General features: G+C 37.0%; 13 protein-coding genes and 1 pseudogene. 11 read left to right on the plus strand and 3 right to left on the minus strand.

The features are described 5' to 3' along the window. Positions 1 to 50: 50 nt before the first annotated feature. Positions 51 to 1424 carry an FMN-binding glutamate synthase family protein gene (locus tag DCC39_RS08430; protein ID WP_407071847.1) on the minus strand — a complete coding sequence of 458 codons (1374 nt, stop codon included), beginning with the start codon at positions 1422 to 1424 and terminating at the stop codon, positions 51 to 53. Between the two features lie 216 nt (positions 1425 to 1640). Here DCC39_RS08430 and DCC39_RS08435 point away from each other — a divergent pair, with 216 nt between their 5' ends. The 5 genes from DCC39_RS08435 to DCC39_RS19075 all read left to right on the plus strand — a co-directional run bounded on the left by DCC39_RS08435 (position 1641) and on the right by DCC39_RS19075 (position 5537). Then, the gene (locus DCC39_RS08435; protein WP_116554452.1) at positions 1641 to 2738 is read left to right on the plus strand and encodes a TRAP transporter substrate-binding protein; all 1098 of its coding nucleotides are present in this window, start codon (positions 1641 to 1643) and stop codon (positions 2736 to 2738) included. Positions 2739 to 2851: 113 nt separating this feature from the next. Then, positions 2852 to 3373 (plus strand): TRAP transporter small permease, encoded by a 522-nt coding sequence (locus tag DCC39_RS08440; RefSeq protein ID WP_116554453.1) that lies wholly within the window; start codon positions 2852 to 2854, stop codon positions 3371 to 3373. A 26-nt stretch (positions 3374 to 3399) separates the two neighbouring features. Beyond that, complete coding sequence (locus DCC39_RS08445) at positions 3400 to 4695, plus strand: TRAP transporter large permease (protein WP_116554454.1); 1296 nt, start codon at positions 3400 to 3402, stop codon at positions 4693 to 4695. Positions 4696 to 4769: 74 nt separating this feature from the next. Beyond that, complete coding sequence (locus tag DCC39_RS08450) at positions 4770 to 4988, plus strand: CoA transferase (RefSeq protein ID WP_276309902.1); 219 nt, start codon at positions 4770 to 4772, stop codon at positions 4986 to 4988. Positions 4989 to 5366: 378 nt separating this feature from the next. Then, positions 5367 to 5537 carry a hypothetical protein gene (locus DCC39_RS19075; protein WP_165820808.1) on the plus strand — a complete coding sequence of 57 codons (171 nt, stop codon included), beginning with the start codon at positions 5367 to 5369 and terminating at the stop codon, positions 5535 to 5537. 12 nt (positions 5538 to 5549) lie between these two features. Here the strand turns inward: DCC39_RS19075 and DCC39_RS08455 are convergent. Beyond that, positions 5550 to 6518 (minus strand): annotated as a pseudogene (locus DCC39_RS08455) (CaiB/BaiF CoA transferase family protein); the annotation flags it as partial. 514 nt (positions 6519 to 7032) lie between these two features. Then, positions 7033 to 7947, minus strand: a complete 915-nt coding sequence (locus DCC39_RS08460) for a LysR family transcriptional regulator (RefSeq protein ID WP_116554456.1) — start codon at positions 7945 to 7947, stop codon at positions 7033 to 7035. A gap of 131 nt (positions 7948 to 8078) precedes the next feature. On the opposite strand from DCC39_RS08460, the gene DCC39_RS08465 reads away from it, so the two are divergent. The 6 genes from DCC39_RS08465 to DCC39_RS08490 all read left to right on the plus strand — a co-directional run bounded on the left by DCC39_RS08465 (position 8079) and on the right by DCC39_RS08490 (position 16267). Further along, positions 8079 to 9275: an acyl-CoA dehydrogenase family protein gene (locus DCC39_RS08465; protein ID WP_116554457.1), complete on the plus strand. Its 1197-nt coding sequence runs from the start codon at positions 8079 to 8081 to the stop codon at positions 9273 to 9275. 117 nt (positions 9276 to 9392) lie between these two features. Then, positions 9393 to 11510, plus strand: coding sequence for an acetate--CoA ligase family protein (locus DCC39_RS08470; protein ID WP_116554458.1), 2118 nt, complete (start codon positions 9393 to 9395; stop codon positions 11508 to 11510). Between the two features lie 163 nt (positions 11511 to 11673). Further along, positions 11674 to 12771 carry a TRAP transporter substrate-binding protein gene (locus tag DCC39_RS08475; protein ID WP_116554459.1) on the plus strand — a complete coding sequence of 366 codons (1098 nt, stop codon included), beginning with the start codon at positions 11674 to 11676 and terminating at the stop codon, positions 12769 to 12771. Positions 12772 to 13561: 790 nt separating this feature from the next. After that, entirely contained in the window at positions 13562 to 14551 is a 990-nt protein-coding gene (locus DCC39_RS08480) for an amidohydrolase family protein (RefSeq protein ID WP_116554460.1), read from the plus strand. Positions 14552 to 14587: 36 nt separating this feature from the next. After that, positions 14588 to 15376 carry a 2-keto-4-pentenoate hydratase gene (locus DCC39_RS08485; RefSeq protein WP_240613582.1) on the plus strand — a complete coding sequence of 263 codons (789 nt, stop codon included), beginning with the start codon at positions 14588 to 14590 and terminating at the stop codon, positions 15374 to 15376. Positions 15377 to 15388: 12 nt separating this feature from the next. Next, complete coding sequence (locus tag DCC39_RS08490; RefSeq protein WP_116554461.1) at positions 15389 to 16267, plus strand: acetaldehyde dehydrogenase (acetylating); 879 nt, start codon at positions 15389 to 15391, stop codon at positions 16265 to 16267. Positions 16268 to 16278 lie beyond the last annotated feature (11 nt).

Here is a 16278-nt window from a genome sequence, read left to right on the forward strand (position 1 = left end):
GTCACAAAGAAAGCACCTTCTAAACCCAGTAGAGTTTGGAAGGTGCTCACTTATTTTTTCATTTTCCATGCTTCAAATGAATATGGGATTCCAATCATTTGAGCAGTTAACCATTCGTGAGACACTAAATCTTGCTTAGACAACTCTTTTAAAGAACGTTTCCCCATCGCCCGCAACGCCATTTTCATTTCTTCAGTACTAGACGTTAAAAATTTTTCCGCCGTTTTCACTCCTTCATCAACTTTAAATTGATCTTTAAATTTTCCTTCATTCCAAACAATTTGTGTAGGAGGTTCAAAAGGCAAGGCCTTTGTTGTTTGGGTATGCGAAACGGCAAATAAAATGGTGGAGCCTAAATAAACGGCATCAGCTCCAAGAGCAATAACTTTTAAAAAGTGTCCCGGAACTAGAAGTCCACCCGAGACAATTAAACTGATTTTTTCTTTCATTTTTCTTTTTTCTAAATGATTCACAGCTCGAACAACCGCATGCAACGTCGGTATTCCAAAGTCATCGGCTAAAATTGGTGGAGTGCCGTGGGTTGCTCCTTGTCCTCCGTCAACCGCAATATAATCCACGTCCATCTCAATTAAATGATCGATATCTTCCTCAATTTTGCCGCCGGCACCTATTTTTGCACCAATGGGAACTCCGCCTGATAGGTCTCGAAGTTCTTTCACAAGGTTTTTCAAATCTTCTAATGTTTGATTATCAAAAAAATGTTCAAATATGACAGCTTGTTCATTTTCCTTAAGACCCATGATTTCACGAGCGCGTCCTGTTAAATTATTTGGCGATATTTTTCCGCCCATTCCAAATAACGCGCCTTGCCCAAATTTAATTTCAATCATGTCTGCCCGCTTTATCGTTTCTTCTTCTTTGCCCCACTCGGTTTTAGAGAATTGCAAAATATATTTTCCTGCTGCATCCAATTCTTCAGGCAGAATACCGCCTTCACCTGAATTAATCGCTGTCCCCACATTTCTCGCTGCCTTGGCCAAAGAAAGCCTAACTTGTTCGCTAAGTGCAACTCCGTAGGCCATCCCACTGATCATGAGAGGAATTTTAATTTTCATTGGTTTTTTAGCTTTTGGCCCAATCGTAACGCTCACGTCTACTTCTTCTTCACCATCAATTGGAAATGGGGTTGTCTGGGCAGGAATAAAAGTGATGGGATCCAAATGCGGCCATTTTTTGGCAGAAGAGCCAATTGGGCGGTGTAGCACATCTCCTGTTTCCGCACGCAAGCTATTCTCAAGCGAATTTTGAATCCCCATATGCCGAAAGCCTGGAATCATTTCAATTAAATTTTCTTGATAACTGTCTGTTAAAATGATTTTTCCCATTTGCTGAACGATTTTTTTCATTAGCCAACGCCAGCGAAATAGTAAAAATAAAATAACAATCAACAATAGCAAAGTCATAATAAAGGTCGAAACATATAAAAAAGTTAACATTTCTATTCTCCGTTTTTAACATAGGTTTTTAGATAGTATTTGCTTCATTGGGAAGAAATATGATTTTTATCATAGTTCATTCGGCCATTTTTATTACAAGCACTTACAAATTTTCCAAATGATTACTTTATAAGTAATCACTTTCATAGAATATATTTAATAATTAAAACAGGGGAGGTTGCTATGATGAAAAAGGTTTTCAGCAATTTGTCAATGTTTATTTTATTTTCGATATTGATTCTTGCACTTGTTGCTTGTGGTCATTCAGAACCAACACAAAAAGAGGAAGCGTCTGAAGGAGAAAGCAAAGAAGCGGCGAGTCAAGGAGAAACAATTAAAATTAAAATTGCTGATTCTTTTCCCAATTCACATACGATTTCTAAATATGCAACATTGCCTTGGATTGACAGAATTGAAGAGTTGGGCGAAGGGAAAATAGAAGTTGAATATTATCCTGCTGAACAGTTGGGAAAAGCGGACAGTTTACTAGATGTTGCAAAGAATAAAGTGGCTGATATCACTTATGTAGGCCCGCTTTATGTAAGTGACACGATGCCATTAAGCGGAGTGGTGGGTAACCCAGGTCTTGTTAAGGACGCAATCAGCGGAACGAAGGCTTATAACAAGCTGGTTCATGAAGATTTGTATGAGGTTGAATTGAAACCACATGGTGTAAAACCATTATGGGCAGCTGCGCTTAATCCTTATCAAATTGTCAATTCAAAACATCCAGTTAAAGAAATTAAAGATTTTAAAGGATTGAAAATCCGAACATCAGGCGGTTTACAAGAGCAATTGATGCAAAACTGGGGAGTGACACCTGTTTCCGTTCCTGCACCGGAAATTTACACAGCGTGGGATCGCGGTACTCTTGACGGAACGCTAATTTCCTTATTCAGTTGGCCCGGATATCAGATAGAGAAATTAGCGAAATATTCAACGGTTAATGCGAAACTATCAAGCTTTGGTGTGATGTATGTTGTAAATGAAGAGGTTTGGGAAAGCTGGCCGGAAGAAGTTCGGCAAGCGGTAGAAAAAGCAAGCAATGAAGCCAGTGACATGATGGCTCAAGCCATTGTTGATCACGAAAATGCTCTAATGGAAGAATACAAAGAGCAAGGTGTAGAATTTTATGAGTTGCCTGAAGAAGAGCTTCAAAAGTGGGATGAAGAGTTGGAGCCATTTAATCGAAAATGGGCTGAAAATCTAGATGCTAAAGGGATGCCTGGTACAGAAATTTTAGAAAAATTTACCCAATACAACGAGGAGTTTAGTAAATAACAGTTTAGTAAATGTATTTATGGAGCTACTGATGCTTCCGTCTCCAGTAGCTCTTTTGTTTCTTTAAGAAAATTATTGCGTTCACATTTTACGTTGAAAGCGAGGGTGTGAAAATGAAAAAAGTCGTTCAATTGTTTGACAAAGTTGATTATGTATTTTTCTTCGTAGCAAAAATTGCAGTTCTGATCATGATGTTCATTACAACGGCCGACGCCGTTATGAGGTATCTATTTAACCAAGCTTTAGTGGGAGCCTATCATTTTTCCGAAAAATATTTAATGGTCATTATTGTTTTTTTCAGTTTAAGTTACGTGATGAAAATGAAAGGTCATATAAGCATTGATTTATTTATAAAGTATTTACCGAAAAAACTAGTAAAAGTATTAGACATGTTTTATACGTTACTTGCGGCTATTCTCATGTTTTTTATTGGCTATCAAGCGATGATGATGACGCAAGAAGCTTATGTAAATCATTATGTAGCGACCGGCATTATTTCTTGGCCAACATGGCTTTCATGGATTTGGGTTCCAATCGGGGCATATCTCTTTACTTTGCGTTTGCTTTTCATTTTTCTACAGCTATTATTCAACTTTAATCAAGTAGAAACAGAAGAAGATCGTGTAACTGAGTAAAGTTACAATAAGGGGAGGAACGGCCGATGACGATTGCAATTCCTATGTTCTTGTTATTAGTCCTGCTTGCGACAGGAATGCCAATTGCTTTTTCAATGGGAATCGCTGGGGCGGTTGGTTTGCTATTTATAGGAGGAACAGATTTATTCCTAGGGATTATTCAAACGACACCATATGATAGTGTCGCGGTCTTTTTATTTACGACGATTCCGATGTTTATCTTAATGGCAGAATTAATGACGGCTAGTGACATGACGAAAGATATTTTTAATGCCTCAAATAAATGGATGGGGCATCTTCCAGGAGGGTTAGGCATTGCGACTGTCTTTGCAGGAGCCGGATTAGGAGCTGTGAGCGGATCAAGTACTGCATCAGCAGCAACGCTTGCTACTTCAGCGGTTCCCGAGATGAAGAAATATGGCTATAAATCGCATTTTGCAATGGGAGTATCAAGTATATCTGGAACACTCGCAATTATGATTCCTCCCAGTATTGTCTTGATCCTTTATGGCATCTTGACGGATACGGGAGTCGGATCATTGTTAATCGCCGGCATTATTCCTGGCATTATTACTGCAATAGGTTATGTCATTACCATTTTGTATTGGGTGAAAAGAGATCCGAGCGTTGCACCGAAAATTCCACAAAAAGTGCCATTGAATGAGCGTTTACAGTCCATAAAGCCGATTTGGCCTGTATTAATCCTTATGTCAGTTGTCATAGGCGGTATTTATGCAGGTATCGTAACTGCAACAGAAGCAGGGGCATTGGGAGCATTTGCGACTTTTGTGATTGCATTATTAATGCGCAAATTAAAAGTGAAAGGAATTTCAAAAGCGTTAAACAATACGCTGCGTTCAACCGCTATGATCATGCTCATTATTATCGGGGCGATGATTTTCGGTTATTTCCTAACGGCAACGCAAGTGACACAAAAAATGATTGGCTTTATCGGTGATTCTGGAATGTCGAAATGGGTTGTACTTTCCATTGTTATTATCCTTTATTTAATACTAGGCGTGTTCATGGATCAGGTAGCGATTCTTATTTTAACATTACCGTTAACATTTCCTTTAATTGTGTCTTTAGGCTTCAATCCAATTTGGTTTGGCATTATTGTGACGAAGACAGCAGAAATTGGATTGGTGACACCACCTGTAGGGATGAACGTTTTTGTCGCTTCAGGGGCGGCAGGGATCGATACAGCCGTCGCCTTTAAAGGGGTAACTCGTTTCGTGGTTACTGATTTGATTATTCTGTTGATTCTAATACTGTTTCCGTTTATCTCTACTTGGCTGCCTTCTATGATGCTTGGCAGTTGACTGTAGCGGGTAAAAGCTTGCTAAAGATGAAGTTGGATTTTTTAAAGGTATGTTACTTAGAAAAGAGGGATATGATGAACGGACCGCTGTCTGGGCTTCGAGTAATCGATTTAACATCAGTGCTTATGGGTCCTTATTGTACGCAATTATTAGGTGATATGGGAGCAGATGTCATTAAGATCGAAAATGAGAAAGGTGACAGCACTCGCTATCTCGGTCCTGCAAGAAATGAGGGGATGAGCGGAACTTTTCTTCATGTGGGACGAAATAAACGGAGTCTTGTTTTTTCGTAGTAATTATAGATATTTAAGACTTTATCGATCAGAATCGAAAATTAGTGTCGATGAAGTTTTTTTTACACCAAATAAACTGTTACGCTTTCAGAAATACACCTTCAGATAGCATTCCAAGGTTCATACATTCACTGTATTTTTCCAGTATATTGTCCCTATCTTTCCGTGAGTTTTGTGATGAAGTAAATGAACTTGATTAGGCTGTCGCTTTGCAGCAATCGAGCTTCTTGAGGATACCCTTAAAATAACAACAAGAAAAGCCAAAAACTAATCAAAAGTAACAACAGTTGGCTCACTGGTCTTCCCAATTATATTTACCAAATTCACCCTTTGAGTTATTTATATCATTAAACTTCATAAACGAAGGACAGAATTAGAATGAACCATTTTTATCCAGCACAATCAACACCATTATTAATGGTCTACGATGGAAAAAGCTTTACCGTCCGAGACGTTGCGCAAATGGGCTTTGTCATGACATTTTTATTAATCGCAACACTCATTACGAGTATTCTTCCATATTGGAATTGGCTGCCAATTGTTCAGTAATTCTTAGTAGTTTCATCTATTTTCAAACGTAACTCCGCTTTCTAGCAAACTATCAATTGCCTGTTCTGAATAGCCGGCTTCCTGCAAAATTTCTTTGCTGTGCTCCCCTAACCGTGGAGCAAAATGATTCAACTTCACAGGTGTCTTTGAAAACGTTGCAGGAAAACTCATATTCCAATAATCCCCTTCAGAAGGATGGTTCATTTTTTCAAAAAAATTGATTGCATTAAGATGTGGATCACCTAATAGATCTTCCGGTATATTCATAGGCATTGCCGGGATATCTGCTTTTTCAAAAATTTCTAGCCATTCTTCTGTCTTTTTCGTGAGTATTACCTTTTCCAGCAGTTGGTAAAGCTCATTAATATGCTTCGTTCGAGAAGCAAGATCCCGGAATCGTATGTCAACCGAAAATTCTGGGTAAGCAGATATTTCAAAGAATTTCTTCCACTGCTTGTCATTGTAAACAATGACGCTAATGAAACCATCTTCTGTTTCATATGGCTTACGGTACTTTGAAGTAAGACGCGGATAAAGGGATGAACCAATGGGGGGAGTGAATGTAGCCCCATACATATGTTCCAACAACGTAAACGAGGCTATCGTTTCAAACATCGGCACCTCAATATATTGTCCCTCCCCTGTCTTTTTCCGATAATAGGCTGCAGCCAAAATCGTATTTGCCATCATTAAGCCGGTTGCTTTATCCGCCAAAACAGTAGCCATATATTGGGGTTTTCCCGACGTTTCACTTTGTGCCGCAGCTAAACCGGATGCCCCCTGTATCATGTCATCGTAAGCCGGTTTCGATGCGTAAGGACCTTGCTTGCTAAAACCGTAACCTCCGCAATAAATAATTGCCGGATTCACCTTCGCTACTTCTTCATAGGAGAATCCTAATTTTTCAATCGCCTGATGGCGCATCGAATGAATGAAAACATCAGCACTCTCAATTAATTTGAACAATGCTTTTTTCCCTTTTCTTGTTTCAAGTCTAAAGGGTAGGCAGCTAGTGAATAACTTTAAACTTTAACTTACCCTTCTATTTCTAATTTTTCATCCCCTAGTTAGATCCCCTTCATCCCCAAAGAAACACAATGTCTTCGAATGGTAAAAATCTTGATTTCACTATTTCTTCATTCATGAATTTACGCATGGATAAACAGCATCAACTAACTTCCTATGCATATCAATTATTTTCACTTCTGCTTATTCTTCACTCATTTTCTTTAACGGGAATAGTGTGAGTTTTGATTTCCATTATCAGTACTTTTTTCTCTTTTCTCTTTTTTAAAGAATACCCTAAATTCCTTCTATTTTTGGGAGATTAAAAACGTTCTGTTGCTCTATCACAGATTTTGCTCAAATTCTCGTATATATTTAGTTATGAATTTCTCAATTTTTTTAAGCTACTATTGCATATGTAAAAGCTATTGTGGGTTTAATGTCTTCTAGTTATACATGTTTAGCCAACCTAGCCCTCTTTAATCTATTCTCAATAGTTTCCAGTTTGAACAGTTGATCTTAAAAGCTTCAGAAAATCTCGAGCTCCGGTAGAGTAATATCTTTTTTTAGAGCGTATGAATCCATAAGTTAGGTTTGCCCTCTCATAATCAACTAATGGTATAGCAACAGTATCTCCACTTAGTATAGCAGGCTCATTCTTTATTACTAAATCAGAAAGAATTGTGATTGCGAGCCCATTACAAACCATTTTCATAATGATTTCTGAGTTGTTTGATTCCAATAAAATCTTTAAAGAGCCATATTCATTAATTATGTCTGTATAAACCGCCTTTATAATTGTATAGATGGCATGGGGATGGTGATATAAATCATCCGGAGATAGGCTGTCTTTGAATGCGAGAGATGAATTTTTACTTGTACAGACATAAAGCTTTCCTTGAAGTATTGTTTCAAAATGTAAATCATTTTTATATAAATTTATTAACTTTAACCAGGTTTGTGGGCTAGCTGCAACGAGGCCAATATCGAATTCCTCGAGATTGATCGGTTCTGTAATATCCAAATGTTCTTTAAGAACAATATCAATATTAGGATGGGTTTTTTTAAAGTTTGCTAATGCACTTGGCAAGAATGATTGGAGGGGACTTGGATGGCTTACTATTTTTAACTCTTTCGATTCTAGTGTTGTTTGTAATTCAATTTCTCTTTCTAATGCAACTAGTTGATCCTTTATTTTATATGCTTCTTCAAGAATTTTTTTTCCCAACTCCGTTGGTTCTGTACCATGACGGGATCGATTAAATATTTTTATCCCGTATTTTTTCTCAAGATTAGAGATAGATTGACTAATTGTAGCGGGAGAGACATGAAGATTTTGCGCGGCATTAGATATCGATCCTGCTTTTCTAACTTCAAGAATATACTCCAATTGATTCATTTGCATAATTTTACCCCTTTCTTTAGGAAAAATTGAAAGTGTATTCAATAACCCCTTCTTTACTTAATTTATTCTTAATTATACAATAATTCTAGTAAATTTGTAATATTAGAAAACTTAATTGAAGGAGAGAAATTATGGATTTTTCGCTAACTGATGAACAAAAAATGGTACAAAAGACTGTTCGAGAATTTGTGGAGAAAGAGTTAGTTCCTCTTGAGCAAGATGTATTGCGAAATGAACGTGAAGGCCGACCTGGGATTTCCAAAGAGAAAATTCGTGAACTCCAGGCAAAAGCAAAAGGAATGGGTTTTTGGGGAATTTTGACTCCTGAAGAGTACGGTGGTGCTAATCTTGGTCCTATAATGAGTGCCTTGATTGAAATGGAGCTGTCAAGAACATTTGTTGATTTTAAATTTGGTGGACATGCAATGAACATTCTTTACACATTAAATGAAGAACAAAAGAAGAAATATTTGTTACCTGTACTAGAAGGAGAACGTAAGGAATGTTTTGCATTGACCGAACCTGGAAGCGGCTCGGATCCACGTAATATGACCACTACAGCTGTAAAAGATGGAAATGAATGGGTTATTAATGGTGAAAAGACGTTTATTTCATATGGCAACGAAGCAGACTTTGCCATTCTGTTTGCAAAGACAGGCCAAGAAAAAAGTAAGGATGCAGAAATCACTTGTTTTCTTGTTGATCGAGAAATGGGTTGGAAATCGGAAAATATAGAAACGATGGGGGGATGGAATCCGGCTTCTCTGATTTTCGACAATGTTCGTGTTCCGGAGGAAAATATTGTTGGAGAGATAGGTGAAGGAATTAAATATGCCATGTATTTTATAAATCATAATCGTGGTTGGGTGATTCCCCCTCGGTGTGTGGGAGCTTCAGAAAGATTGTTACAAATGGGAATAGAGTTTGCAAAAACTAGAGTCACTTTTGGTAAACCTATTGTAGATAGGCAGGCCATCCAATGGATGATTGCTGACTCTGCAATCGAAATTGAAGCAGCAAAAGGAATATTTCTCCGAGCAGCATGGATGGCGGAGAAAGACGGTATTTGGGCAAATTCTCAAGACAGCATTCAATTTCGTCATCAAGCTGCGATATCAAAGTTTTACGGAACAAATATGGTAAATCGCGTGGTTGATAGGGTCCTACAGATTTATGGGGGAATGGGTGTTACAAAAGAAACTCCTGTGGAACGTTGGTATCGCGTTGTGAGGGTATGGCGTATTTTTGAAGGATCTGATGAAATGCAACGTCGTACAATCGCTGATAATCTAATTAAAGAAAAGGTGAAAATCGGTGAACTTTTATAAAAATTTAAGATAAAGAATTATAATTTAATTATTTGAAAATTGGGATTACCGTCATGTTTTAGCTATATAGAAAGAGTGTCCCTTGGTTAAAGATATGTTAATGAAAGGAATGCATTTATGATATCGCATATGGAGTCGTTAAAACATTTAATTGAACCGAAAAGTATTGCTATTATCGGCGCATCTTCTGATTTTAGTCGTATCGGTGGACGTCCGATTAAAAGCTTGCTTGATTTTCAATACAAGGGAAGGATATTACCAGTTAATCCAAAATATGAGGAAATAGCAGGGCTTCCCTGCTTTTCAACCATTAAAGAAATTTCTGAAGAGGTAGATGTGGCTATCCTTGCGGTACCTAATTCTAAGGTTTTAAAAACTGTAGAGGAATGTGGTGAAAAAGGGGTTCGTTCAATCATTGTTATAAGTGGTGGTTATGAGGAGGTGAACGAAGAAGGAGCAAATCTACAAGAAGAAATTATTAAAATAGCGGAAAAATATCAAATGAGGGTGTTAGGACCAAATACTGTTGGTATGTTTAATGCCTTAACAGGTGCCTTTGCCAATTTTGGAATTACTAAAGCCCATGGAGAAGTTCCCAAAGGAAATATAGCGATTGTTACTCAAAGCGGAGCTTTTTGTACCTATTTATATACTTTAGCCGTGCAGAACCAGATTGGATTAAATTATTTTATTGGCACTGGTAATGAAGCGGATATAGATGTTGCGGAATGTATCGCTTATTTAGCGGAAGACCCCAAAACAGATGTAATTGCATGTTATATAGAAGGTATTAAGGATGGAGAAAAATTCCTTAAATCTTTGGATTTAGCCAAACGTTATAAAAAACCAGTCATTATTTATAAAGTAGGCCGTACGGAAATAGGGAGAAAAGCAGCACTTTCTCACACTGCTTCGTTAGCTGGTACAGAGACTGTTTGGGAGGCTGTTTTTAAGCAAACTTCAGCATATCGTGTTGATAGCATTCAAGAATTACTCGATGTTGCCTCGGCCTGTTCGTACAGTTTATTCCCACAAGGAAAACGCGTTGCTATTTTCACTATATCCGGTGGCGCTGGAGTTATGTTAGCAGATCATTTAACAGAGCTTGGGTTGGAGCTCTCTCAACCAAGTGAGGAAACTAAAAAACAGCTATTGCAAATTTTGCCACATGCTTCAGTAATGAATCCGATTGACCTTACGGGTCAGTTAGTTAACAAACCTGAACTAATGCTAGATTTTATGAAAACGACACTAGATAAAGAGAATTATGATCTTATAATAACATTTATAGCTGCACAAGGTTACATTAAATCAACCTTAGAGAAACATATTGAAACGTTCAAAGAAATCCGAACTGCCCATTCACATATTCCACAACTTTTAACAACGATCGTGACACCTGAAACGAAAAAAATGATAAATGACGCAGGAATCGCAGTTTTCAATGATCCGCTTCGGATAGCTAAAGTTGCAAAAGCTTTGTGTCAGATCGGAGCCAATTTTACAGACTATGAAAAACCTCGATCAAAATGGGAGAAAAAGACACGAAAATTTAATTGTTTTTCTGATGGAATATTAACCGAATATAATAGTAAACAAATTTTACAGGATTACGATATTCCTGTTACACGTGAAATAATTACCATGACACAAAAGGAAGCGATTAAAGCTGCAAACGATATTGGATATCCCGTTGTTTTAAAAGGATTATCTCCTCAAATTCCGCATAAAACTGAAATGGGTTTGGTACATCTTAATGTTAAAAATGACGAAGGAATTGTTAGAATTTATGAAACACTAAGAAATAATATTAAAAAAGTAGAGGGCGCGGATTTTGAAGGAGTATTGGTACAAGAAATGCTTGAGCCTGCAACAGTCGAAATGATTATAGGCTCTAAAACTGATCCGCAATTTGGTCCCGTGGTTATGGTGGGTATTGGTGGGATTTTTGTTGAAGTGATTAATGATGTATCGGTCCGCATGGCTCCCGTAAACAACGAAGAAGCAAGAAATATGATTTTAGAATTAAAGAGTGTCTCGTTACTTCAAGGGGCGCGTGGTAAAGCGCATGCAGATATAGAAGCATTGTGCGAAACAGTAGTGGCGCTAAGTCGACTAGCAGCAGATTATAAAAATCAAATTGAAGAAATAGATCTAAATCCGTTAATGGTCTACCCGCAAGGAAAAGGAGTAAGAGCAGCGGATGCTTTAATAAAACTTAAAAGGTCGACGTGAATATTTTCGTTTAATTATTTTTAATTTTATTAATATTCAAATTAAGGGGAATGCGATTATATGAATTAAAGATAATTACTTTCTTTTAAACAAAAGTTTATTGACAAAGCTGTAATTACCGCATATGCAACTTAATTTCCATATTATTAAAGGAGGGTCCAATTTGAATTTTAAAAAAGCTTATTTAAATCTTATCATTTTATTGGTGGGAACTCTATTAGTCGGTTGTGGAGGAAAAAGTGCTAGCAGTAATGAAAATGAAAGTAAGAAAGAACAAGAAAATGACTCAGTTAAAGCTATTGAACTAAACGTAAATAATTTTGCACCATCAACCGGGCACTTAGCTTACAACGTTTTTGAACCATGGAAAGAAATCGTAGAGGAAAAAACGAACGATCGTGTAAAAGTAAATCTTTACCATGGAGCATCATTAGGTAAGGCCAATACAGTTTATCAAGACGTAGAAGGGGGATTATATGAGGTCGGCCTAGTTGCTACGAATTATTTTTATGATACGAAATTTTTTCCATATACAATTGGAAACTTGCCATTTGCTCTCGTTGAAGAACCTGAAAAAAGTAAAGCTGTTTTGAAAAAATTCGGAGAAAAATATGCGAATGAAGATTTATCAGATGTTATCCTTATGCCTCCTACAATAACTGATCCTTATATTATGTTTTCATCAAAACCAATTAAATCGGTAAATGATTTGAAAAAGAAAAAAATGCGTGCAAGTAGTACAAGTGAAGCAGAATTTGTAAAAGCATTAGACGGTGTTCCGGTCTCTATAACATATGAAGACACCTATGAAGCGCTCCAAAAAAATACAGTTGAAACATCGTTTTTTTCGCCAATTGCAGCAATTGGTCCGAAATTCTTTGAACCTGCACCTTATATTTCAAAACTGAATATTTCAGTAATTCCGTTTGTTCCAATTATGAATAAGACCTTTTATGATAACTTACCTGAAGATTTAAAGAAAATATTCGATGAGGAATTAAATCCAAAATTAACTGAATTAGTAACTGAAAGCTATAAATTAGAACTTGAAAAATCCTATGAAAAATTAAAAGACGAGGTAGCTAATCGTGGAGAAATTATTACACCTACGGAAGAAGAAGTAAAAATTTTTAAAGAAGCTGGTAAAGCTGCTTGGGATAATTGGATCGAGACCGCAGACAAGAAGGGGTACAATGGCCAAGAAATGGTTGATGAATTTATTAAATTGTTAGAAGAAGAAGGATTGCAAACACCGTTTTAAAAATAGTATGAGAAACTTCTAATCCGAATTTCAGGATATGAAGTTTCTGTTTTTGAAGGTGAAATAAGTGTTTACATGTTAACCAACACGATACCGTTTTTAACCAATGTGACGAGATGGATTGCTTTAATGTCACGTTCAAGATCATCATGGCTTCATTATATGTAGGAAAGTTTGGTTGGCATTTTAGGTATTGTTATCGTTTGTGTTTATTTTTTAAAGGATCTCCATCTGGATTCCGATGGCCATTATAGCCTTTCTTCAGATTATTTATCTTAAATATTGAAATACGCTGACGGTTGCAGCTGGTCCATCCGCCTTGTTCTCTGCTCGTTCAAGTTGGAGAATACGACGAGCATGGGGATTATCGCTTCAAATGAAATGATTCGCTTAGGGTGTAAAAAGCCAGTCGTTGGGGTCCATTATTGTGGGAGGAACCTTGGTCCATTAATTTCACCGAGCACATCTCTTTATTATCGACGATATGATTTTATGTCACTATAAACTGTAATCATCTTTAGGAAAATTTGAATATACATTAAAAAATGCTTTCTTTACTTCACTTAAATTAAATTATAAACTAAATTTAGTCAATTGGTAATATTGAAGAAAATGAAATGAATTCTCCCATTAAGAAATTTAAATATATTAATTTTGCCGTTAACAACGTGCAAAAAAACACATATCAAATTGGCTATTATAAATTCAATCTAATCGCTTAAGTAGTAAATAAATTAATAAATGCCAAAAGACTTACAGGTCTTATTTGTTGAATAGGTAGGTGAAATTAATGATTGACTTGCATACCCATGTTATTCCTTCTAAATTTCCGAAAATGCAAAAGCGAAAGGGCGATTCACGCTGGCCGCAGATTGAGAAAGCAGAAGAGGGTTTCTCAAATATAGTCATATCTGGAAAAGTATTTAGAACAGTTACTGATCATTGTTGGAATCCTCTTTTGCGTATTCAAGATATGGATAAGGAAGATGTTCAACAACAGGTTCTTTCAGTAATGCCAGAACTAATGAGTTATTGGGCTGAACCAGAAGACGCTGTTATCTTTTGTCGGTATTTGAATGAATCAATTAGTAAAATGGTGGAAGCCTACCCTGATCGATTCATAGGATTAGGAACGGTTCCCTTACAAAACCCAGAATTAGCAGCCAAAGAACTAGAATTGATAAAAAAAGAATATCGTTTAACAGGAGTACAAATTGGAACACATGTTAGAGGAAACCCTATTGGAGATCCCGCATTCCATGTTTTCTTTGAAGAGGCAGAGAAATTGGGCTTAGCTATTTTTGTACATCCTTTACATCCTCTTGGGGAGGAACGGATTATTGGTCCACCTGTCTTAAAGAATTTTGTCGGTTTCCCCTCGGAAATTGCTTTTTCAGTTGCTTCTGTTATAACAGGGCTTGTTCTTGAACATTTTCCAAACCTTCGCATTTGTTTCAGTCATGGTGGTGGTGGATTTGGCCTCGTCTTACTAAGACTTATACAAGGTTGGAAAACTAGAAAGGAGTTACGCGAAGAACTCCCCCAGTCCCCTCAATTATATGCGGAAAAACTATTTTTCGATACACTAGTTTACGATAAACGGGTCTTTCGATATGTTAAGGAAATCTTTTCAGTAAACAATTTGATTGTGGGGTCTGATTATCCTTTTAGTATAAGAGAAAGTCCTCCAGGAAAAGTGGTTAGCGATATGTCGGATTTATCGATTGATGAATTTGAGTTATTGCGAACAAGAAATGCTCAACGCTTTCTTTTTGGATAGTCCTTGGAAAAATATTTATTTAAAGGGGGTTCTTAATTGATAGAAAACCAAAGTAAGATAAAAACGTTTGCTGAACAACTTATTGAAGCCGAAATAAATAACTATAAAATAGAACCATTTACAGATATCGATCCGAAATTCTCTACTGAGGAGGCTTACCAAGTTCAATCTATTATTATTCAGCGAAAATTACAGCAGGGAAGAAAAATTCTTGGAAAAAAAATCGGATTAACCTCGATAGCAATGCAACAATTATTAGGTGTAGAGGAACCCGATTATGGTCAGCTTCTTGACAGTATGATGGTGGAAAATGAGGGAGTTATCCCAATGAATAGAGTTTTACAACCTAAAGTAGAGGCTGAGATTGCTTTTGTTTTGAAAAAAGATATTGTAGGACCAAAAGTTACACTGATAGAAGTTCTAGAAGCAACAAATTATGTATTGCCTGCACTTGAAATTGTTGATAGCCGTATAAAAGATTGGAGAATTAAACTTCCTGACACTATAGCTGATAATGCATCTTCAGGTTTTTATGTCCTAGGGAATAATCCTATAGCTATTGACGAGATTGATCTTGTTAACGAACGAATGGAGCTTTACAAAAATGAGATTTTGATGAATGTCGGAATCGGGGCTGCAGCACTAGGGAATCCAGCTATATGTGTTGCTTGGTTGGCTAACAAAATGTCTGAGTTTGGCGTTTCTTTGAAAAAAGGAGAGGTTATTCTTTCTGGGGCGTTGTCTGCAGCCGTTGAAGCAAAACATGGAGATTATTTTACAGCCTCTTTTGCACAATTGGGAGAGGTTAGTGTTCAATTTGGATAAGGAGGGATCAGATTGACAAGGGTTAAAGTAGCTATTCTTGGTTCAGGAAATATTGGTACTGACTTAATGATGAAATTAAAGCGATCTAGTGTATTACAATTAACTACAATGATTGGAATCGATCCAAAATCTGATGGTTTACGACTTGCGAAAGAACTGGGGTATGAAGTGATTGACACAGGTATTCAAGGTTTTCTGAAACGCCCGGAATTAGCTGATATTGTTTTTGATGCCACTTCGGCAAAGGCACATATTACCCATGCTAAACTATTAAAGGAAGCCGGAAAAGTTATCCTGGATCTTACGCCTGCGGCTATAGGAGCATTAGTTGTTCCGCCGGTTAATTTAACGAAGTGTATTGAGGAAAAGAATATCAATTTAATAACATGTGGTGGACAGGCAACTATTCCAATTGTTCATGCTATTAATCGTATAAGCTCTGTCGAATATGCTGAAATTGTGGCGACCATCTCTAGTAAAAGCGCAGGACCAGGAACGCGCGCTAATATTGATGAATTTACTCAAACGACAGCAAGAGGCATTGAAGCGATCGGGGGTGCGCAAAAAGGAAAAGCTATTATTATTTTAAATCCAGCAGAACCTCCAATTCTCATGAGAAACACTGTCCACGCATTACTTAAAGAAGATAATATTGACGAATCGGAGATCAAGCGTTCAATTAGAGAAATGGTTGAAACTGTTCAGTCCTATGTTCCAGGTTATAGATTGAGAAGGGAACCAATTTTTGAAGGGAATCGAGTCACAGTTTTTTTAGAAATAGAGGGAGCAGGTGATTATTTGCCGAAATATTCAGGAAACCTTGATATCATGACTGCCGCTGCAGTTAAGGTAGCGGAAGAGCTTGCAAGAAATAGACTGGTGACTGTATAAAGGAGAGAATA

Origin of the sequence: Pueribacillus theae, assembly GCF_003097615.1 — a bacterium.
GTDB classification, from domain to species: domain Bacteria; phylum Bacillota; class Bacilli; order Bacillales; family UBA6769; genus Pueribacillus; species Pueribacillus theae.